The following is a 21,135-nucleotide window of genomic DNA, read 5'->3' as shown; positions in this document are numbered from 1 at the left end:
TCAGGCACCTGCAGGCGTGCGTGTGCGGATTTGGGCGCGATTGATTCTCGGCGACGGTCAGCCGACCGGATGTACGATTCCAGACCGAGATCATGTCGATCTGTCGAAAACAGTAAGCCAGGGAGAGAGGATCGATCTTGAATAGCTGGGGTAGGCCTCGAGGATCAGGTCAGGACCGGCCTGCAGGCTGCGACTGATGCGGAAGCGCGGCGCTTCTCCCGCCGACGGGTAGCCCGCGCCACCTACCGACGGCACCGCCTGCCTGCCGCCGAGGACCATGGGAGCGATGATAAATTGAAACTTGTCGACCAGACGCGCTGACAGGAACGACCAGTGAACCTCACTGCCCCCCTCGACGAGCAGTCCGAGAACCTTGCGCTCCCCCAACTCCCGCAATACTCGATTCAAGTCCAGTCCTTCGGGGCCGTGCTCCACCGGGACGATCTCGGCTCCAGCGGCTTCGAGTTCCCGCCTGCGCTGCAGGGGTGCATCCGGCCGGCAGAAGATCAGGACATGCGGCGCCGGATCCGATCGGAAAAGCCGGGCGCCCGGTGGAGTACGCAAGAGGCTGTCGAGCACCACGGTTATGAGTGGACGGGCCTTGGGCAGCTTGCCCCGGTAGGTGAGTTGCGGGTCGTCCGCCAGGATGGTGCCGATGCCTACCAGCAGAGCATCCAGCTGCAGCCGCAGCTGCTGGCCGAATTTGCGGGCTTCGTCGGAGGTGATCCGGGCACCGGGATTGCCGGCGGCCGCAATCCTGCCGTCCAGAGACATCCCCACCTTGCCGACCACGAGCGGCAGGCCCGTGGTCACATGGCAAGCAAACGGCTCGATATTGCGCCCGGCCTCGGCCTGCAACAATCCCAGTTCAACATCGATATCCGCGGCGCGCAGCGCACCGATTCCTTTGCCGGACACGATCGGGTTGGGATCGACCCGCGCCACGATCACCCGACGGACACCCGCGGCAATCAGTGCCGAGGCACAGGGTGGCGTCCGGCCGTAGTGGACACAAGGCTCGAGGGTCACGTAGGCGGTGGAGCCCCGGGCCTGGATCCCAGCCTCCGCGAGGGCGCGCACCTCGGCATGATCGCGGGTTGCGTATTCGTGCCAGCCCTGTCCCACCACCTCGTCTCCTTGAGCGATCACACACCCGACGGGGGGATTCGGGCTGGCCAGACCTAGTGACTTCCCGGCGAGCGCCAAGGCCCGGCGCATGAACTTCCGGTCTTGTGGATTCACTCTGTTCACCAAAGTCCCGATGCCTCAAAGGCAAAATCTCAACCCGGAGGAGGCTGAGGGCACGTAGGCGGACTATATCGGCGTGGTCTGCGCCCTCCGCGTTGAGATTCTCAGCCGGAGAGCTGGATCCGCAGTCTCCGGACCCGCTTGCGGTCGGCGTCGAGGATTTGGACCCGCATGCCCTCGAAGTCGAACTCCTCACCCGGCGCAGGAATGCGCCCCAGGTAGGACGAGATCAGTCCCGCTACTGTGGAAGCATCGGAGCCCGCGAACTTTTTCCCCGCCAACTCCTCCAAATGGTAGATTTCGGTGCTTCCCCGGAAGACGAAGCTCTTCGGACTCTCCTCGACGATCTCGCTCACTTTCGCCTGGTCCTCATCGCGGATCTCCCCGACAATCTCCTCCACCAGATCCTCGATGGTGACGAGTCCGGCGACGCCGCCGAATTCGTCGATGACGATGGCCGTGTGATCCCCGCGCACCTGCAGCTCCTTCAGCAGCGCCGAAACGCGCTTGGTCTCGGGAACAAACAACGCAGGATGAACCAGGCCGGTGATCAATTCAGAGTCCTTTCCTTGCGAATATTGCGCCAGAAGCTGCCGGATGTAAGCGATCCCGATGATGTGATCGACATCGCCCCGGTAGATCGGGATGCGCGAGTGGCGGCTTGCCACCATGATGTCGCGCAGTTCACCCATCGTAGCATCCTCGCTGCAGGCCGCGATCCTCGTGCGCGGGGTCATAACTTCACGCACGAGGGTATCCCCAAATTCGACAACCGACTGGATGAGCCGGGTGTCCTCCTTTTCAAGGATCCCCTCGTCTTCCCCGATCTCGAGGTAAGCCTGGATCTCCTCCCCGGTGGTCTCCTCGCCGGCAGGGCCGGCGGGGGGTTCAGTTTCATGATAGAGGCGCTGGAAGAGGTTCAATACGTGCGACAAGGGCAGGGCCAGAAGGCGGCACGCTGCGATGAGCGGATTCAGAAAGCGCAGCAGCAGGATCAGTTTCTTCTCGGATTCGTTCTGGGTCATCAGCCGCGGCAGCAGTTGCCGCAGGAGAACGGAGGCTGCCAGTGCGATGGCGATCGCCCAGGCCAGACCCCAGACTGGCCAGCGCTTCATGCTCACGTGGGTGATCAGAATCGCGACGATGATGAGTGCGACCTGGATCCCGAGATGCAGAGGGAGAAAAAGATGGCTCTTGTTTTCGATGACCAGCTCCAGCAGCGGCGGTGTCTTCTCGTCTTCGCGCTCGAGGCTCATCCGCAAGGTCACCGGGCTGGCAGCAAGCAGGGCGCCCTCCAGCATCGACAGCAGAAACAGACCAGTGGCGCCGGCCACGATGCCCGCGATCTCCAGATAGAAGAGTATCATGTCGCGTCTCTCATTTCGGCCAGCGGCCCTTCGTACTCCCTGGTCCGCCGGCGCAGCAGTTGTTGCTGCAACCGGTTCATCCCGCCTGCGTCGGCCTCGTGATTGTAACCCAGGAGGTGCAAAATCCCGTGCACCAGGAGCTTGCGCATCTCCCGTTCCGGCCGGTTGCGCCAGCGGCGCGCCTGGCGCCAGGCGATCTCAGGCGCGATCACGATCTCCCCAAGGAAGGAGGATCCTTCCACTACTTCGCCTTGATAGCCGAAGCTAAGAACGTCGGTCGCGTAGTCACGGCCCAAATACTGCCGGTTCAGACCCCGCATCCTGCGCGCGCTCACGAAAACCACGGCGAGCGTACGCTCCCGCACCTCCAACGCGCACAGGACTCCGTCGCAGAACGCAGACACGGCATACCGGAAGATCTTAAATCGCCTTTGCGTGTTTAGGACTTGAGTTCGTGAGGGGGATTTTATCTGGTCTCTCTTCGACAGCTTTGAAATCATAACCGGGATAGTCGAGGCGATGATGATAGAAGCCCGTCAGGATCTTGAAGAACGACTCCTTGGCCAGACCGATTTCACGCAAAGTGATATCGCATTCGTCGAGCTGGTTGTCGGCCAGAACCGAGTCGACCAGGCGATCTATCATGCCTTGAAGCTGTGCCGGTGACGGATCGGTCAGCGTCCGGGACGCGGCTTCGATGCAATCCGCCATCATCAGGATGGCCGCTTCTTTGGTCTGCGGCTTCGGACCCGGGTAGCGGAAATCCACTTCGTCGATCTCCTGCTCCTTGCCATTGATCGCGTCGAGCGCCTTGCGATAAAAGTAGGACATGATCCGGGTGCCGTGGTGCTGCGGAATGAGGTCGCAGATATCCTGAGTCAGGCCCATTTCCTTGGCCAGTTCGAGCCCGTCCTTGACATGGCTCGCGATGATCAGGCAGCTCATGTTCGGCGACAGCGCCTCGTGCTTGTTGATGCCAAACGACTGATTCTCGACGTAGTACTCGGGCTTGAGCATCTTGCCAAGATCGTGATAGTAGGCCCCGACCCGCACCAGGAGAGAGTTCGCTTCGATTGCCTCGGCGGCAGTTTCGGCGAGCGTTGCCAGCATCAGGCTGTGATGATAGGTGCCGGGGGCTTCCACTGAAAGACGGCGCAGCATCGGAGCGTTGAGGTTCGACAGCTCCAGCAGCCGGATATCGGTGGTGATCTTGAACAACGACTCGAGAGTCGGCAGCAGGGTGGATGCCAGGGCGGACGCCAGTGCGCCACTGATGAACCCGGAGCTCAGCTGCAGGGTTGTACCCCAGAAGGTCATGGGAGCCTGGCGCAGGCAATCGATCCCCAGGATGCATGTCATGTTCACGACACCGATCGTCAGGCCCGCCTTCAGAATCGCAGCCCGGTCCTTGTAGTGCCGGACGCTGTAAACTCCCGCGAGGCTGCCCAGCACGGCATAGGCGGCAATATAGCTGTCCCCGTAAAAGAGGCCGGTAAGCGTCGCCACCAGCAGCGAGGTCATGATTCCCAGATTGACGTCCACGAGCAACGCGACCAGGATCGCACCGAATGCGAACGGGATCATGTAGTAGAGCTGGAACAGCCCTGGGAAAGCCTCCGCCGGCAAGCGCTCGCTCAGGATGTCGGAGAGCCCGGTGAGCAGGCGGATGACGACAAAGACGGCGACCAGCACCAGCAGGATCAGAAGCGTCTGGTGCCGGATCTTCCTGTGGCGGTGCTGGTAAAGAATGAAGGAGCGCCAGAGGCCGTAAAGGAAGGCAGCAATGAAAAAGAAAAATCCGACGAACTGTGCCAGGAATGAATGTGGTCTTTGTTCTCTCCGCAGCGCCTCGAGTTGCACGACCATCGCCGGGGTGACTATCTCCCCCTTGCGCACGATGGGCTTGCCCTGTTTGATGGTAATTTCCACGGGCGCGACCCGGGAACCCGCGGCTTCGCGCCGCACCTCCGTTTCTGTCTGATTGTACAGGAGGTTAGGGACCAGCAGGGTGTCCAGGAAGCCCAGCAACTGTGCGCGGTCACGCGCTGAAAGCTCGGCGAACTCGGATTGGAGCTGCCGCAGGTACTCGCGCGCTGCAGTGCGATTGCGCGCCATGTAGGCTTCCGCCAGAGTGCGCTCTGCAGGCTGCGTATTGTCGCGCACGACGATGCCCCTGCGTTGATCCCGGAGAAACTGTGACCAGCCCTCGTCGTCGACGATGCAACCGCGAAGCACCGTATCCAGGATCCGGACGATCCGCCCTTCGAGCGAAGCATTGAACCTCTCCTGCAGCAGGAGCGGCAAGACCTTGGGGGGCACCGTTCTGCCTAAGCTTGATTCCAGCTCTGGCAGGAGTTCTGCCTTCTCGGCTGCCTCCAGCACACCTTTGGACGGCACTTTTTTCTCGGCCAGGATGTTGCGCGCTGTAGAGAAGGCCTGACCAAGGTCGCGCTCGATCCGGACAATGAGCGCCCCGTTGAAGTCATAGACGGCCTGGCTGCGCTCACGCGCCGCTGCCCGCTCTTGCGCCGTGGCTGGCTGGTCCTGATAAATAACATCCTGCAGGGCGCGAACTTCCGAGGTAGCGACATCCCCTGCCTGGTATTCAGGAACGGAATGATAATGGAACACGACGAGAAGGACGGTCAGCACGACCGCTGCGCCCAATCCCACCAGTAGGTCGATCCGGGTCAGTTGGCTGCGGAGGTTTTCGGAGATCTTTTGAAGAGAATTGTGCCCGGGCCGGTCCCGTTTCCCAAATTTAGCTACTGCAGGCATTTGTCACCCGCCCAAAACCTCATAGTATAACATAACTACGCCAAGCCGGGTGTGCCCCGCCGGCACGTCGCATCCAGCTTTCATCCAAAGCCCTAACGCAGACGAAACAGAGCGCAGCCGGCACTCCCCGCTGCCCTCCGCGCCCTCTGCGTCATTCATTTCTTCTAGCAAATAATCTTGGAGCAGAGCACGCGCGGGGGCTTCCCTGCCGTCAGCCTTGGGACCGCAGTTTTCTTATTTCTTTGGCGAGCGCGGGGACGACGGTGAACAGGTCACCGACGATCCCGTAGTCGGCGAGCTTGAAGATCGGTGCTTCGGGATCTTTGTTGATGGCAACAATGTATTTGGACGACGACATGCCGGCCAGGTGCTGAATCGCTCCGCTGATGCCGCATGCGATGTAAAGTGTGGGCGAGACTGTCTTGCCCGTCTGGCCGACCTGGTGCTGATGATCGATCCATCCCGCATCGACCGCTGCACGTGAGGCGCCGAGGGCAGCGCCGAGCGCATCCGCCAGATCCTGCACAATCGGGAAGTTTTCGGGGCCCTTGATCCCGCGCCCGCCGGAAACCACGATATTGGCCTCCGTCAATTCCACTTTCGCCCCTGCCGCAGACTGGATTCCGACGACCCGAGCCCGGATTTGTTCAGGCTTCAACTCCGGCGTGAAAGCAGCCGTTTCGGCGGTGCGGGAAGTATCGGGCGCACCCAGAGAGAAGACATTGGGCCGCAGTGTCGCGACCGCAGGCAGCATCGCAGGCCTGACCCGGGCAAACGCCTTGCCGGCATAGATTGGGCGCACGCATTCGAGTTGCTTTCCCTCGATGATCCGGATGTCAGTGCAATCCTGTGCCAGGCCGGCGCGCAACTTGGCGGCAACTCTCGGGAGGACATCCCGGCCCATCGCAGTTGCAGAGCCCAGGATAATGCGTGGATTCACCTGCCCGGCGGCCTGACCGATGGTCGATGCAAATCCCTCGGTCGAATAGGAGACGAGCAGTTCGTGGCGTGCCAGCAGGATCTTGTCGGCACCGTGATGCGCGAGATTCATCGCAGGTTCTTTCGGCCCGATGAAGAGGGCCGTGACGGGTTCCTGCAGAGTGTCCGCCAGCTTTCGCGCTGCGCCGACCGCCTCGAGAGAGGGTTTTTTGACCACTCCTTCCCGCTCCTCAACGAAGACCAGAATCCCCTGTGCCATCAGCTTTCCCTCCATCAAATCCCAATAACGAGACACAGATCATGAATGACAGACGAACGGCCGGTCTCTCATCTGTTTTCATTCGTCATTCGTCACTCGCTTCAGATGATTTTCGCTTCCTCGTGCAGCAGCCGGACCAGTGCGGGGACCGTTTCCGCGACATCGCCGGTGAGAATCCTTCCCGGCGGACGCGCCGGCGGCAGTGTGACCTCTTCGACAGCAAGCCTGGGCTGGAGGTCTTGCGGCATCAGCCCCAGGGAATCCGGAGTGCGGACGGCGATGGTCTTTTTCTTGGCAGCCATGATACCCTTGAGCGATGCGTAGCGCGGCGTGTTGAGGTCTTTCTGCGCCGTGAAAACGGCCGGCAGGCTTCCCTCCACGATCTCGCGCGCTCCTTCGATCTCCCGTTCGGCTCGGAACCTGCCTTCTCCGATTTCCAGCTTCACGATCACCGACACCTGCGGCAGGTCCAGCAGTTCCGCGACCACGGACGGCACGATTCCGTTATCCACGCCAATGGCGTGCTTTCCGAAAAGGATTATGTCGGGGCTGAGCTCGCGGCAGACACGTGCCAATGCAGTTCCGATGGCAAGGGAGTCGGCATTCTCCATCGCCTCGTCCTGCACCAGGATACCCGAGTCGGCGCCCATCGCCAGGCAGGTCCGCAGTCCGGCGGTGGCTTTTTCACTTCCAGCGCCGAGGACGATGACCTCACCGCCTGACTTTTCCTTGATTCGGAGCGCCTCTTCCACAGCGTACTCGTCGTAGGGATTCACCACGAAGGAGACATCCGCAATATTTACCGCCTTGCCGCCGGGAGCGACTTTCACCTTGATGGCAGTATCGGGGACGTACTTGACACAGACGATAATTTTCATGCAGCAAGCCTCCTATCTAATGTCGAAGTCCGGTGACAGGCTACCTGTTTCCTGATCTTCAGCGCTCGAAGCGCCTCAACAGAATGCAGGCATTGGTGCCGCCGAAGCCGAAGCTGTTCGTGAGCGCATAGCGGATATGCGCCCGGCGCGCCTTGTTGGGCACATAATCGAGGTCGCACTCCGGGTCCGCGTTGTCCTGGTTGATGGTCGGGTGCATGATCTGATCCCGGATGGTCAGTGCTGTAACCCCTGCTTCCATCGCGCCGGCCGCACCCAGCAGATGGCCGATCATGGATTTAGTGGAGCTCACGGCAAGCTTGCCGGCGTGCTCTCCGAAGACGGTGCGGATCGCGGCAGTTTCGGTTCTGTCGTTGGGCTGCGTGGAAGTCCCGTGCGCGTTGATGTAATCGACCTGATCCGGAGTGACGCCCGCGCCTTTGAGTGCCATGCGCATGGCCCGCACGGCACCGTCGCCCCCCGGCGGGGGTGCTGTAATGTGATAGGCGTCGCCGGACATGCCGTAGCCAACCACTTCGGCGTATATCTTGGCGCCCCTTCCGAGAGCGTGATCGAGCGCTTCGAGGATCAGAATGCCCGCGCCTTCGCCCAGAACGAAGCCATCACGGTCCCGGTCGAAAGGACGGCTGGCCCGTGTCGGCTCATCATTGCGGGTCGACAGCGCTTTCATGGCATCAAACCCGCCCACGCCCAAAGGAGTGATGGCGGCCTCGCTCCCCCCCGCGATCATGATTTCCGCATCCCCGCGCTCGATGATTCTGAAGGAGTCGCCGACTGCGTGACTGCCGGCAGAACAGGCCGTGCACGGCGCCGAATTCGGCCCGCGCGCGCCGAACTGCATCGACACGCGGCCCGCGGCAAGATTCACGATGCTCGATGGAATGAAGAAGGGAGAGATCCGCCTCGGGCCATGGGCGAGCAGGGCCAGGTGTTCGGCCTCGATGCTGCCGAAGCCGCCGATGCCCGAGCCTATGATCACCCCCACAGAGTCCCCTGCCACGCCGTCCCAGCGCGCAAGCCCGGCATCCCGCATGGCGTACTCCGACGCGGCCACGGCGTAGTGGATGAAGGTGTCCATCTTTTTTACTTCCTTCTTCTCCATGAACAGCGTGGGGTCAAAGCTCTTGATCTCAGCTGCAATCCTGGTCGGAAACTGAGAAGCGTCGAAGCGCGTAATCGGCCCGACTCCCGATCGCCCATCCAGCAGACCTCGCCACGTCTCCTGGGTACCGTTCCCCAGAGGAGTCACGAGGCCAACGCCGGTGATGACTACGCGCCGCTTCACAGTCGGGATTTCTCCAGCTAATTGACGTGGGATTCGATATAGTCGATCGCGTTCTTGACGGTCCGGATCTTCTCCGCATCCTCATCGGGGATTTCGATGCCGAATGCCTCTTCGAACGCCATCACCAGCTCGATGGTATCGAGCGAGTCGGCGCCGAGGTCGTCGACAAACGATGCCACGGCCGTGACTTCCCCCTCACTGACACCCAACTGATCCACGATGATGGACTTCACTTTCTCTTCAACAGACGCCATGTAACCACCTCCTTTGAAGGTACAGAAAAGCGGACCGGGACACCCCTATGGAAAAACCCACATTGTAGCATCCGAACCTGCAGAAGCAAGCGCTTCGATTCCTCGGATCTGCGATTCCGACAATGGGGGAAAAGCCAGCCACGGAAGAGATGGATGAGGACCAGAATTGCCGACGCAACGGGCGGGGCAGAGAGCTGCCGAGCAAGCGCTTTCGCCCCATCTGCATCGCCGGCCTCCGGCCAACATCTGGGCGCGAGTCGCGCAGAAGAGCGCATGGCACCGTTTGCCGTGGGACAGGGTGATCCTCGCTCTGGAAACAGGAATGCGACTTTCCCCATCATCCGCTAATCCGGCACACAGCCCTTGGCATAGCTGCCCACTTGGCTCAGCTCGGTTTCCAGTTTGGCGTTGACCTGATTCTCCGCGAACTCCTTTGCGACCCGGATCGCGTTCTTGATGGCGTTGCTGCTGGACCTTCCGTGACAGATGATGGAAACTCCTCGGAGGCCGAGCAGAGGAGCCCCGCCATACTCCGAGTAGTCGAGGCGTTTTTTCAGACGCTTGAAGGATTGCTGGCTCAACAGGGCGCCCACCATGGCCTGAAGAGTGCTGGAGAGCTCTTCTTTGAGAAGCAGCACGACGGCCTCGATTAGCCCCTCACTCGTCTTCAGTGCCACGTTTCCGGTAAAGCCGTCGCAAACGATCACGTCGGCCCGGCCGTTGTATATGTCCCGTCCTTCCACGTTGCCGATGAAGTTGAGGCGGATTTCCTTCAGCGCCTTGTGCACTTCTTTGGTGAGATCGTTGCCCTTGGATTCCTCCTCGCCCACCGACATCAAGCCCACACGCGGGGAGGAGACGCCCACGATCTTCTTGCTGAACAAATGCCCCATGATGGCGAACTGAACCAGGTGGTGCGGCTTGCAGGAGACGTTGGCACCGACATCGAGCAGGACGGCGTGACCCTTGAGAGTCGGGAGCACGGCTGCCAGTGCGGGCCGATCGACTCCCGGGACCGCCCCGATGACCATCTTGGAAATCGCCATGACCGCGCCCGTGTTGCCGGCGCTTACCAGCCCGCTCGCCAATCCCTGACGCACCAGGTCCGCAGCCACGCGGATCGAGGAATCCTTCTTCCTGCGCAGCGCGGCGGTGGGCTGCTCATCCATGGCAATCACTTCGGAGGCATGCCGCAACTCAACGGAGGCGCCGCGCGCCGGCGCCTTCAGGAGAGGGCCCAACAGCGACTCCTTGCCTACCAGGATAACGTGGACGCCATAGTCCCTGGAGGCCTGTATCGCGCCCTCCACTTCACTCCGGGGCGAGTTGTCGCTGCCCATCCCATCAACGGCTATCTTGATCATGGCGGCAAGGGAAGAGTCCCGCGAAGAGCCATTCTGCCTCCGCGGCTAGATCTCTTCCTCTCCTTCCATTACCTGCTGGCCCTTGTAGTAACCGCACTTGGGGCAGGCCTGATGCGGCATCTTCGGTTCCAGACACTGCGGGCAAATGCCCGGGGTGACAGGATGCAGGAAGTCATGCGCCCGGCGCTTGCCGCGGCGCGCTTTGGAATGTCTGCGTTTCGGGTTTGGCATAAATACGGTTTCCCCCTTCCCTCCAAGGTAGCCCGAAAGCCGGCCGCTTCCCCGGAGCTGCTCGCCGGACCTTCGCGGCGGCTTTGACGGATTACTCTTTCATCTTGCTGTGGAAATCCCGGAGCACGGCAAGCCTGGAATCCGTCGTGTCAACCTTGCAGAGGCACTGCCCTTCGTTCAAGTCCGCGCCGCAGGATGGACAGAGCCCTTTACACCCTTCGCGGCAGATAAACTTCATAGGCATTGCCAACTCAATCTGCTCCAGCACCATCAGGTCGACATCCAGACCAAGGCCGTCATAATAGCCGACCTCCATGTCTTCATACTTCAGCTCGACCTCCTCATCCTTCTTCCAGTCAGCCTGAGGAAGGTAAAAAAGGTCGAAGCTGCCGTCCAAAGGAGCGGAAAACTCCTTGAGACATCTGGAACATTGATACCGGATCGCAGTCTGAATCGTCCCTACAACGCGAAGATCTTTCTCTTTGTGCGTCAGGATGAAATCCGTGGCAACGGGCTCCTCCAGAGCGGCGTCCGCATGCTTGAACTGGAGCTCACCGATACCGTACACATGCTGGACGTGCAACGGTTCCAGTGTCAAGCGCTCGATTTCGATGAACACGTACCAGGCTCCTACTCTGGACGAAGGTGCTTATTATAGTCGGGATGCCCCTCTTGTCAAGGTGCCTAAATTGCAGGCACTTACGGCATCGCCGGCACCGGTGTCAGGGTTACGGTTCGTTCCCAGAGCTGCCTTGGATGCGGCTCATCTCCTGGAATACCAGCGACTGAAGCATGCCCCCGCTGCCCGCTTCCTGGGCGTCCCGCAAAACCTTCAGGGCCTCTGTCCGATTACCCTGGGCCATGTATGCCCGGGACAAATCAACCTGGAGATCCTCTTTCGGCAGATCGCACTGGGGATCCTTGAGCATTGCCTGCAGGATTTCCTGCCCCCTCTTAGCGTCACCGGTCTCGACATAGTAGGATGCCATGACTTTCTGGGCAAGGTATCCGACCGTGCGATCCGAAGTATTGATCGCTACCGCCTGCAGCGTCGCGATCGCCTCGCTCTTCAGCCCGAGCTGCTTCTGGCAAAGTCCCAGGTAATAGCGCCCTATGACCCCGATCTTAGACGAGCCGTGGCGGGATGCCACGGAGCTGAAAAACGTGCTGGCAGCACGATACTTGGCCTCGTCACTGCGGAAAATCGGCACCACTCCGTTTGCGTAGGGATCATCTTTCGCGTTTGCGGCATCCACCATCCCATGATAGTAATCCATACCCTTGGCCAGTTCCTGCTGAGCGGCGTTGTCACGGGCATCGAGATAGTGCAGGCCAAAATAAATCCCGACAAGCAGCAGCACAAGCGCGGCTCCTGCCAGGCTGATGATCTTGGCGCGTGCGCGCAAAATCTCGACAGTACTGATCAGCGCATCATGAATCGGATCTGCAGCAATCTCTTTTCGGGTCAGCTTGGTAGTGCTCACAACACCATCCTCGTAAAATATGGGAGTTTAAGACAAGCAAAAAAATATAGCACAGCACGCTGCCTGGCGCAATTTCGATCAATCGGTACGTGCGACTCAGACACTGCGGGCAAAAAGCAACATCGAATGACGAGAAAAACACGCATGGGGTTTGCGCAGGCCGATCGCCCCCGTCGCAGCGGCGGGGGCGAATGCGCTTGCTTGGTATTTCTCGGACCCCCGTCCCTGGCGCGCAGAAAGGGCAAATGTTCTGCGGCTTCTGCGATCCCGGCAAACCCTGCGTTAAGATTTCTTAGATGCGGCTACGCCGCGCCGTGTCCTTCGCTGCTGACTCTTGCTGCCATCGTATGAGTGGCAGGATTGGCATGGAACCGTGCTACAATAGCATCAGCAGATGTTTGCTGGAAGCGCTTCGTTCGAATCAGGACGATGAAAAGCCCCGGCGGCTTGTCATAATTCTGACCCTAAGGCGAAAGCCGACTTCAGCTTCATCCAAGGCGGAGGACGTCCTCGTCGACAACCTGCATTCTCAGCGTGACCTGGCGCGAGAATGGAATGGAAGCTTGGATGGTATTGGTGCCGGACGTCACGTATGAGCAACGGCCGGGCACCGATGAGGCATCATCAGGCTTGATGGGAGCAATTCTCTTTCCGGAATACGCCGGGCGTGGGGCATGCCCGCTCCACCTTGCCGGCCACCATGCGAGAGGGCAGATATGACGGCCACAGGCAGCAACGCGAAAACGATTCTGGTCGTAGAAGATGAGCCGGTTGTCCTGGATCTTGTTAATAACATTCTCCAGGATGAGGGCTATAACGTAATTTCCGCCCGCAACGGCGAGGAAGCTCTGCAAATCGAGGAGAAGCACACCGGCCCCATCGACCTTGTCCTGACGGACATCGTAATGCCTGGCATGAGCGGCGGCGAGTTGATTCAAAGACTCCAGGCTCGGAAGCCCGGGGTTCATGTCTTATATATGTCGGGATACACAAAATATACCGTGGTCAACCACGGCATCCTCGAAAGCGTGGATTCCTTCATTTGGAAGCCTTTTTCTCCGGCGGAGTTGCTGCAAAAAATCCGCGAATTGCTCGACGGCCCAGGGGAAGCAGACTGAGCCCTGTCCGCCAAGACCTCACAATCACCAGTGAACAGTCCATACCGGGGGGCCGCGCGGCGGCGCGGGCCAGGGGCTGCGCGATTTGCCCGGACGGCACAAGCAGAAACTGGTATAATTATTTCGTCACACCCCGGCAAAACTGCTGGTGTTCGCTTTCTCTTGCCGAATGCCATCATGATGCGTGGGCCAGATCGCCGAGACACGCGGGTGGCATACATAACAAATGGTGGATGCAATCCCGGCCGAGGAGCAAACATAGTCCTCTGCACTGTTGCAAAGAGCCGAGGCTCATTGAGGTAGATAACTTGAGTGAAGAACGTTTAAAGATCGCCGTCTTTATCGATTTCGACAACATCGAGATCGGGGTAAAGAAAACGCTTTCCAGGCACTTCGATGTCGGGACGGTTCTGGAAGCGATCAAGGAACGCGGTGAGGTGGTGACAAAGATCGCATACGGCGACTGGAAGCATGCCGCAGATTACAGCCGGGCCATGACCCAGCATGCCGTACACATGGTTCAGCGCAACCTGACGCCGGGCGGGGACAAGAATGGCGCCGATATCACGCTGGCGTTGGACGCCCTCGAGATGGCGTTCACAAGAAGCCACATCAACGCTTTTGTAATCGTCGGCGGCGACAGTGATTTCATCGCGCTCGTGGAGAAGCTCAAGCAGTACGACAAGATGGTGTTCGTGGTAGGAGGACGCTCCTTTACCAGCAGCATCCTGCAGAAGAACTGCCACGAGTTCATTGCCTACGAGAACCTGATCGGCATCCATCCGGTCGTCCGCAAAGCCGCCGGGAAGACGCCTGCCGTAAGTACTGCCCAGTTGCGGGACGCTTTCCCGCCCCTGCGTCGCGCTCTCGAGATCCTGGCGGATCGCGAGGTGTCACCTCAGCTTGGCCTGTTGAAGAGCACTCTGTTGCAGCTCGATTCAACATTTTCCGAACGTGACTACGGCGTCCATTCCTTCCGCGAGTTCATCCAGAAAATGGCCAATGCGGGCTTCGTCAACCTCAAACAGGTGGACCGCAGCCTGCTGGTGGGGCTTAACGATGGTGAGAACGCACCGACGCCGGCTGCCCCGGTCGTGGCCCCCCCTCATGCCGCCGCCGCCGTTCCCCAGGAGGCCGAGCCGGAGTCGGCTCCTGCGCCTGCCGGAGAGCCGGCGGCGGCTCCGGCTCAATACGCAGGAGCGGTCGTTGCCGTCCGCCGGATCCTGGGGCAGATGGGGTCCAAGTCGCACTGGCCCATGTATCTGCGCAGCTTCAAGCACTTGCTCCGGTCAGCCGATCCCTCGTTTGATGAGCGCCGCTTTGGCATTTCCAGCATTCATGACTTGGCCCGCCAGGCGCAGCGCGAGGGTCTGCTCCGGATCGAGCGCAATCGTCAGGGCATCCTCCGCATCTATCCTGGCGACCAGTTCCCGCAAGCCGATCAACCTGAGTCGCCCGGGGAGGCGGAGGAGGCGGCGTCTGTAGAAACGACGGTTCCGGCAGCTGAGGTCTTTCCCGGAACCGATGCGCCGCATCCCCTGGAACCAGCGATCGAGGCCATGGTCGAGTCTCCGGTAGAAAGCCTGAGCGAAGAACCACCTCAGGATGCGCCGGCGGCCGCTGCCGAGGAGAAACCAAGGCGCAGGAGAACAACCGGAGCTCCGTTGACGGCCAGACGCACGAGAGCCACGGCCAGAAGGCCGAGAACGGCCAGGAAAACCGCCGAAAGCGAGTAGCCGGCGCCGGCAGCGCAAACCGCGGCCGCCACAAGACAAATGACGGGCAGGAATGGAACCGCCTGTCGCTCGTCATTTGATGCGCGGCTCTACACCAATCCCCATGCCGGATGTATAATGCGAGGTCCGCGCCTTCCCGACCACACGGCAGAGAGGCCGGCGATAGTCATTACCAGGGCAAGTCATCATGCCTTTCTTTTTATCCGGGTCCTCCCCGGGCCTGATTACACGTGGAGATGAGAATGAGCAATAACTCTTTTAGTGCATTTCAGATGGCACAGACGCAGTTTGACCGTGTAGCCGACCAGCTTAACCTCGATAAGGCAACCAAGGAATTGTTGCGAAATCCGATGCGTGAGTATCAGTTCAACATCCCGGTCCGGATGGACGACGGCAGCGTCAGGATTTTCCGCGGTTTCCGTGTGCAGCACAACGATGCGCGCGGCCCTTCCAAGGGCGGCATCCGCTTTCACCCGCAGGAAACGATCGACACCGTCCGGGCCCTGTCCATGTGGATGACCTGGAAGTGCGCCGTGGTCGATATTCCCCTTGGTGGCGCCAAGGGCGGAGTGATATGCGATCCGCACAATCTGAGCCAGCGCGAGCAGGAGGCCATCTGCCGCGGCTGGGTTCGGCAAATCGCGCGGAATGTCGGGCCGCTGGCGGACGTGCCCGCACCCGATGTCATGACCAATGCCCAGCACATGCTGTGGATTCTGGATGAGTTTGAAGTCATCCATGGCGGCAAATATCCCGGATTCATTACCGGAAAGCCCGTGGGCATGGGCGGCTCGCTCGGGCGCACCGAGGCTACCGGTTATGGGGTGGTCTACACGCTGCGCGAGGCGCTCCATGAGCTTGGCGCCAATACTGAGAAAACAGTCGCAAGCGTGCAGGGCTTTGGCAACGTTGCACAATACGCGATCCGCCTTTATCAGCAGATGGGCGGCACGGTCATTTGTGTCTCCTCCTGGGATCAGAACGACCAGACCTCGTACGCCTTCAAGCTCGCTTCCGGCGTCGACGTGGATGCCTTGCTGGCCATCACCGACCGCTTCGGCGGCATCGACAAGGACAAGGCGCGCAAACTGGGCTATGAGGTGCTGCCCGGAGAGGCCTGGCTGGAGCAGAACGTGGACATCCTCATCCCGGCCGCGCTGGAAAACCAGATCACGGGCGAAAATACCGGCAAGATTCAGAAAAGGGTCAGGATCATCGCCGAAGGAGCGAACGGACCCACAACACCCGAAGCCGACGCAGCTTTGAAACCGCGTGGGATTTTCGTGATTCCCGATTTCCTGGCCAACGCCGGCGGCGTCACCTGCAGCTACTTCGAGCAGGTGCAGAGCAACATGAACTTCTTCTGGGAAAAGGATGAAGTCCTCAACCGGCTCGACACCAAAATGACCTCGGCCTTCCACGCGGTTCATGAACTGGCAAAGAAGAAGAAGCTCTATATGAGAGATGCAGCCTACGTCATCGCGATCAGCCGCGTGGCTCAGGCATGCAAAGACCGCGGCTGGGTCTAAATGAACGACCCGGCTTGAGCGGACCATGACAGAAGTACTCTAAAGGACAGGGAGTCCGGAGTCAGGAGACGGGAGTCAGAAGAAAAGCTCAACAGTCCAGCTTCCGAGCATGGACACATGAGTATGATTTCATCCTTCCGACTCTTGACTCCTGACTCCGGACTCCTGACGGCAATGGGCGAATCAAGGCAGGAACCGGCAGCCAGCGATCGAATCACGCCTCTCGATAAAGTCCTGAGCGTGCTGCAAGAGCGCGCCAAAGAGCTGAAATCCATCTACACGATCGACGAGATCCTTCAATCGGACAAGCCCTTTAGCGAACTGCTTCGTCTGATCACCGAGGCGATCCCCGCCGGATGGCAATATCCCCAGTTCTGTCAGGCAAGAATTATCTTTCAGAACCGGACCATCAGCATGCCCGGTTTTTATGAAACACGCTGGGTACAAAGGGCGCCCATCTTTGTGCAGGGAGAAGAGGTCGGCAGCATTACAGTTGCTTACACGCGAGAGTTGCCGGAGGCGGATGAGGGACCGTTCCTCAAAGAAGAATATCAATTGATCAAGATGATCGCAGATCGGATCGGCCAGGCTGTGCTTCAGCGCGAACTCAGGAACGCAGGGCACGTCAAGCAGTGGAATACCTCGGCAACCGACGTGGCACGGCAAGACTGGCGCATCATCCTTGACCTTTTAAAAACGACCGATCCGGACCTGTTCAAACAGATCGCGCGCAAGATGCTCAATTACCTGTCGATCAACGGCATCGGCAAAGCCAAGGATTTGCTGCGCACCCTGTCGGGCGCACGGGAGCAGGACGAGATACCCTACGACGAAAACCGTCCGCTGCAGAAGGCCGAACCCAGGGACCTGGACGCGATCACGGAAGAGACATTCCTCATTGCCGCACATTACCTCGCCGAGCAGGAACTGCTGTCCTTGATCCAGATCTGGATCAAAGAGGACCGGGTCAACTTCCTCGTTCAGGCGCTCGAGGCCGCTGACACTTCCCTGGTCGAGATCGCGAACGCCATGGAGCGATTTCAGCACACAGGCATCAATTCACGCGAACTGTCGGTGGCAACGCAGGTCGGCCTGAAGACCTCCCTCGTGCGCCGCCTGCTGACCGATGATCTCGACTTCATCGAAACGTCGCGCAAGCACCTCGAGGTGGAGGATTTCTTCGACCTCCTGAAACATACCATCCTGGTGCCGAAGAGCCACGGCAAACTGGGCGGCAAAACCAGCGGGTTGTTTCTCGCTTCGCATATCCTCCAGGGCGCGAAGGACTATTCCGATCTGCTGACCGACATCCGGATTCCGAAGACCTGGTACCTTCCTTCGGACATGCTCCTGCACTTTCTCGCCTACAACAACCTCGACGACGTATACAACTGGAAGTACCTCGATATCGATCAGATCCGGGAGGAATATCCGCATATTCTCCAAGTCTTCAAGAGCTCCAGGTTCCCGCCGGACATCCTACAGGGTATTTCCACCGCTCTCGATGATTTCGGCGACCACCCGCTGATCGTCAGGAGCTCGAGCCTGCTCGAGGATCGCATGGGCGCGGCCTTCTCGGGAAAGTATAAGAGCCTGTTTCTGGCCAACCAGGGGGAGAGGGCAAGCCGGCTGGCAGCACTGCTCGATGCGCTCGCCGAGGTGTACGCCTCGGTTTTCAGCCCGGATCCGATTCAGTACCGCGCCGAGAGAGGATTGCTCGACCAGCATGAAGAGATGGGCATCATGATCCAGGAGGTGGTCGGCACCCGGGTGGGGCGCTATTTCTTCCCCGCCTTTTCCGGCGTCGGATTCTCCAACAACGAGTTCCGTTGGTCGCCCCGGATCAAACGCGAGGATGGCCTGCTGCGCCTTGTGCCGGGCCTCGGAACTCGTGCCGTCGATCGCGTGGCCGACGATTATCCGATCCTGGTCGCTCCGGGGCAGCCCCACCTGCGCGTCAACGTGACGCCCGAGGAGACCATCCGCTATGCTCCCAAGAAAATCGACGTAATCGATCTCGCCGACAATGCCTTCCGGACGATGGAGCTGTCTGATGTCCTGGCCGATGTCGGAGCCCAATACCCCGGCATAGGCAATCTCATTTCCATCTTCGAGGACGATCGCATGCGCACTCCCAACGCGTTCAACCTCGATTTCGAGAGAGACGACGTCGTCATCACCTTTGAGGGCCTGATTGCGCGGACCCCTTTCCTCAGCCAGATGAAGAGTCTTTTCGCGCTGCTGCGCAACACGATGCGCACGCCCGTCGACATCGAGTTTGCCTGCGACGGCAGCAACTTCTACCTCCTCCAGTGCCGCCCGCAAAGCTACTCGCTCGAAAGCGTCCCGTCTCCCATTCCGAGAGACATCCCGGAAAGCCAGATCATCTTCTCTGCCAATCGTTATGTTTCCAACGGCAAGACTGCCGATATCACGCACGTCGTCTATGTGGATCCGGACGGCTACAGCCGGCTCACGAACCTGGCCGATCTGCAGGCCGTCGGGCGTGCCGTAAGCAACCTGAACAAGATTCTTCCCAAACGCAAGTTCATCCTCATGGGCCCGGGGCGCTGGGGCAGCCGCGGCGACATCAAGCTCGGGGTCAGTGTCACCTATTCGGACATCAACAACACTGCGGTCCTCGTCGAGATCGCACGCAAGACGGGCGGTTACGTTCCCGACCTCTCCTTCGGCACCCACTTTTTCCAGGATCTGGTGGAATCGGGCATCCGGTATCTCCCGCTCTACCCCGATGACGCCGGGATCATATTCAAGGAGTCATTCCTGAGAAACTCCCCGAACATCCTGCCCGCGATATTGCCGGAGTACGCCGCTCTTGCCCACACGATCCGCGTAATCGATGTGCCGCGTGCCACCGGCGGACGCGTGCTCCGCGTGCTCATGAACGCGGACCAGGAGGAAGCAGTGGGCATGCTCGCCATGTCGGGCGAAGTCGAGAGCCCGCCCGCGCCGCAGGCCGAGCCTGCCAGCCGGCTGCCGGACGACAACTCGCGCTGGCGCATCCGCATGGCTCAGAAGATCGCCGCTGAACTCGATGCCGGCCGGTTTGGCGTCAAAGGCGTTTATGTCATCGGCAGCACGAAGAACGGGACGGCCGGTCCCGAGGCAGACATTGACCTCATTGTTCATTTCGACGGTACACCGGCGATGAAGCATGAATTGGAGATCTGGCTCGAGGGCTGGAGTCTCGCGCTGGCAGAAATGAATTATTTGCGAACCGGCTATAAGCGCAAGGGTCTGCTCGACGTCCGCATCGTCACGCAGCAGGAGATCGCAAAACAAACCGGCTTCGCTGCCAAGATCGGCGCCGTCACCGACCCGGCCCGCTGCCTGACCGCCAGCAGAAATTGATCCTGTTTTGGATTTCAAGACATGCCGTGCAGAGACGGTCCCCGTGCGGCAAACAACCGTAAATGAACCATCCAAAATCAGGGGGCCTGCATGTCCCACAAAGGCGGCTTTAAGAACATAAAACTGGGGAAAAACGTTTACCGGCAAATGAAACGGCGTGGTCCGCCGGCACCCCCGCCCTCCAATCGCCGGCCGGCCAAAGCTCCGCCTAAGCCGCATCCATAAGATCTCAACGCAGCAAACGCTGAGGCGATAGAGACCGCAGAATGTTTGAGGTTCCAGGGCACCGCTGCGGAGAGGGCGAAGGCGCTCGCTTCACTTCTCTCTCCCATTCGTGTTCTTCGCCTCATTCAGGGCGGCTTTCTCCCAATATCGGAATCGTCACTGATCCCGGACTTTTCTCCCGGTTTCGCGCAAAGTAATGCGATAATTGAAAATTTAGAGGACGCTCCCGCTTAGGTCAGGAAAACCATGAAAGACTCTCTAAAGGTTCTCGGTGTGATCCCCGCGCGGCTGGATTCCAAGCGCCTGCCCGGCAAGGTTCTGCGCCCGATTGCCGGAAAGGCGATGGTCCACTGGGTTTATGAAAGTGCCCGGCGGTCGCCTCTCTTGAGCGATCTGATCGTGGCCACCGACAGCGAAGAAGTGCAGCACTATTGCCTGGACCATGACATTCCCGTGACGATGACCGGCAGTCATCCGTCGGGAAGCGACCGGCTGCACGAAGTAATGGAGCGGACCGACGGGGATGTTTACGTGAATATCCAGGGGGACGAACCTACGTTGCGCCCGGATCACCTCCAGTTGTTGCTGGGGCCGATCCTGGCAGGAGACACGGAGGTGGCGACCCTGATGGTTGCGATCGGCGATGCGGCTGCCCGGGATCCGAACAATGTCAAGGTGGTCACGGATGCCAAGATGCGCGCGCTCTATTTTTCGCGCTTCCCGATACCCTTCGACCGCGACGGGAGTGGCCGAATACGATATTACAAGCACATCGGCCTCTACGCATACACGAGGGCAGCACTGGCTCTATTTCACCGCCTGCCGCAGTCGTCGCTCGAACTCGCCGAGAAACTCGAGCAGCTGCGCTTTCTGCAGAATGGCGTTCCGATCCTGGTTGTGGAAACGCAACATGACACGGTCGGAGTCGACACTGAAGCCGACCTACGGCGCGTGATCACATTATTCGACAAACAAGGGATGACCTAAAAAACTCGGCCACGGATTGCGACGGCAGGCGCACCCAAGCCCCGGTCGCACTCGGTGAAGTCC

17 protein-coding genes are annotated in these 21,135 nt (G+C 59.8%); 5 read left to right on the top strand and 12 right to left on the bottom strand.

The window, feature by feature from the left end:
* Positions 1–90: 90 nt before the first annotated feature.
* From ribD to LAP85_03200, 12 genes are all read right to left on the bottom strand, one after another.
* On the bottom strand, positions 91–1,242 hold the full coding sequence (ribD, locus tag LAP85_03255) for a bifunctional diaminohydroxyphosphoribosylaminopyrimidine deaminase/5-amino-6-(5-phosphoribosylamino)uracil reductase RibD (GenBank protein MBZ5495394.1): 1,152 nt from the start codon (positions 1,240–1,242) through the stop codon (positions 91–93).
* Between the two features lie 110 nt (positions 1,243–1,352).
* Positions 1,353–2,615, bottom strand: a complete 1,263-nt coding sequence (locus LAP85_03250; GenBank protein MBZ5495393.1) for a hemolysin family protein — start codon at positions 2,613–2,615, stop codon at positions 1,353–1,355.
* Positions 2,612–3,019, bottom strand: coding sequence for an rRNA maturation RNase YbeY (ybeY, locus tag LAP85_03245; GenBank protein MBZ5495392.1), 408 nt, complete (start codon positions 3,017–3,019; stop codon positions 2,612–2,614). The genes LAP85_03250 and ybeY overlap by 4 nt, the downstream gene beginning before the upstream one ends.
* A 16-nt stretch (positions 3,020–3,035) precedes the next feature.
* Positions 3,036–5,393: an HDIG domain-containing protein gene (locus LAP85_03240; GenBank protein MBZ5495391.1), complete on the bottom strand. Its 2,358-nt coding sequence runs from the start codon at positions 5,391–5,393 to the stop codon at positions 3,036–3,038.
* Between the two features lie 211 nt (positions 5,394–5,604).
* Complete coding sequence (locus LAP85_03235) at positions 5,605–6,591, bottom strand: electron transfer flavoprotein subunit alpha/FixB family protein (protein MBZ5495390.1); 987 nt, start codon at positions 6,589–6,591, stop codon at positions 5,605–5,607.
* Between the two features lie 101 nt (positions 6,592–6,692).
* Positions 6,693–7,469: an electron transfer flavoprotein subunit beta/FixA family protein gene (locus LAP85_03230; protein MBZ5495389.1), complete on the bottom strand. Its 777-nt coding sequence runs from the start codon at positions 7,467–7,469 to the stop codon at positions 6,693–6,695.
* Positions 7,470–7,527: 58 nt separating this feature from the next.
* The gene (gene fabF, locus LAP85_03225; GenBank protein MBZ5495388.1) at positions 7,528–8,772 is read right to left on the bottom strand and encodes a beta-ketoacyl-ACP synthase II; all 1,245 of its coding nucleotides are present in this window, start codon (positions 8,770–8,772) and stop codon (positions 7,528–7,530) included.
* Positions 8,773–8,789: 17 nt separating this feature from the next.
* A complete protein-coding gene (gene acpP, locus LAP85_03220) occupies positions 8,790–9,026 on the bottom strand; it encodes an acyl carrier protein (GenBank protein MBZ5495387.1) in 237 nt (78 codons plus the stop codon).
* Positions 9,027–9,370: 344 nt separating this feature from the next.
* The gene (gene plsX / locus LAP85_03215; protein MBZ5495386.1) at positions 9,371–10,390 is read right to left on the bottom strand and encodes a phosphate acyltransferase PlsX; all 1,020 of its coding nucleotides are present in this window, start codon (positions 10,388–10,390) and stop codon (positions 9,371–9,373) included.
* 45 nt (positions 10,391–10,435) lie between these two features.
* Complete coding sequence (gene rpmF / locus LAP85_03210; protein ID MBZ5495385.1) at positions 10,436–10,621, bottom strand: 50S ribosomal protein L32; 186 nt, start codon at positions 10,619–10,621, stop codon at positions 10,436–10,438.
* 91 nt (positions 10,622–10,712) lie between these two features.
* Positions 10,713–11,240 (bottom strand): DUF177 domain-containing protein, encoded by a 528-nt coding sequence (locus LAP85_03205; protein MBZ5495384.1) that lies wholly within the window; start codon positions 11,238–11,240, stop codon positions 10,713–10,715.
* Positions 11,241–11,349: 109 nt separating this feature from the next.
* Complete coding sequence (locus LAP85_03200; GenBank protein ID MBZ5495383.1) at positions 11,350–12,105, bottom strand: hypothetical protein; 756 nt, start codon at positions 12,103–12,105, stop codon at positions 11,350–11,352.
* A gap of 716 nt (positions 12,106–12,821) precedes the next feature.
* Between LAP85_03200 and LAP85_03195 the strand changes: the two genes are divergently transcribed.
* From LAP85_03195 to kdsB, 5 genes are all read left to right on the top strand, one after another.
* Positions 12,822–13,223 carry a response regulator gene (locus LAP85_03195; GenBank protein ID MBZ5495382.1) on the top strand — a complete coding sequence of 134 codons (402 nt, stop codon included), beginning with the start codon at positions 12,822–12,824 and terminating at the stop codon, positions 13,221–13,223.
* 233 nt (positions 13,224–13,456) lie between these two features.
* On the top strand, positions 13,457–14,959 hold the full coding sequence (locus tag LAP85_03190) for an NYN domain-containing protein (protein MBZ5495381.1): 1,503 nt from the start codon (positions 13,457–13,459) through the stop codon (positions 14,957–14,959).
* Between the two features lie 242 nt (positions 14,960–15,201).
* The gene (locus tag LAP85_03185; protein MBZ5495380.1) at positions 15,202–16,488 is read left to right on the top strand and encodes a Glu/Leu/Phe/Val dehydrogenase; all 1,287 of its coding nucleotides are present in this window, start codon (positions 15,202–15,204) and stop codon (positions 16,486–16,488) included.
* Between the two features lie 174 nt (positions 16,489–16,662).
* Positions 16,663–19,860, top strand: a complete 3,198-nt coding sequence (locus LAP85_03180) for a nucleotidyltransferase domain-containing protein (protein ID MBZ5495379.1) — start codon at positions 16,663–16,665, stop codon at positions 19,858–19,860.
* 471 nt (positions 19,861–20,331) lie between these two features.
* On the top strand, positions 20,332–21,072 hold the full coding sequence (gene kdsB / locus LAP85_03175; protein ID MBZ5495378.1) for a 3-deoxy-manno-octulosonate cytidylyltransferase: 741 nt from the start codon (positions 20,332–20,334) through the stop codon (positions 21,070–21,072).
* The last annotated feature ends 63 nt before the right edge of the window (positions 21,073–21,135 follow it).

The organism is Terriglobia bacterium (genome assembly GCA_020072565.1).
Taxonomy (GTDB): Bacteria; Acidobacteriota; UBA6911; order UBA6911; family UBA6911; genus JAFNAG01.
This window is presented reverse-complemented; position numbering and strand designations above follow the sequence as displayed.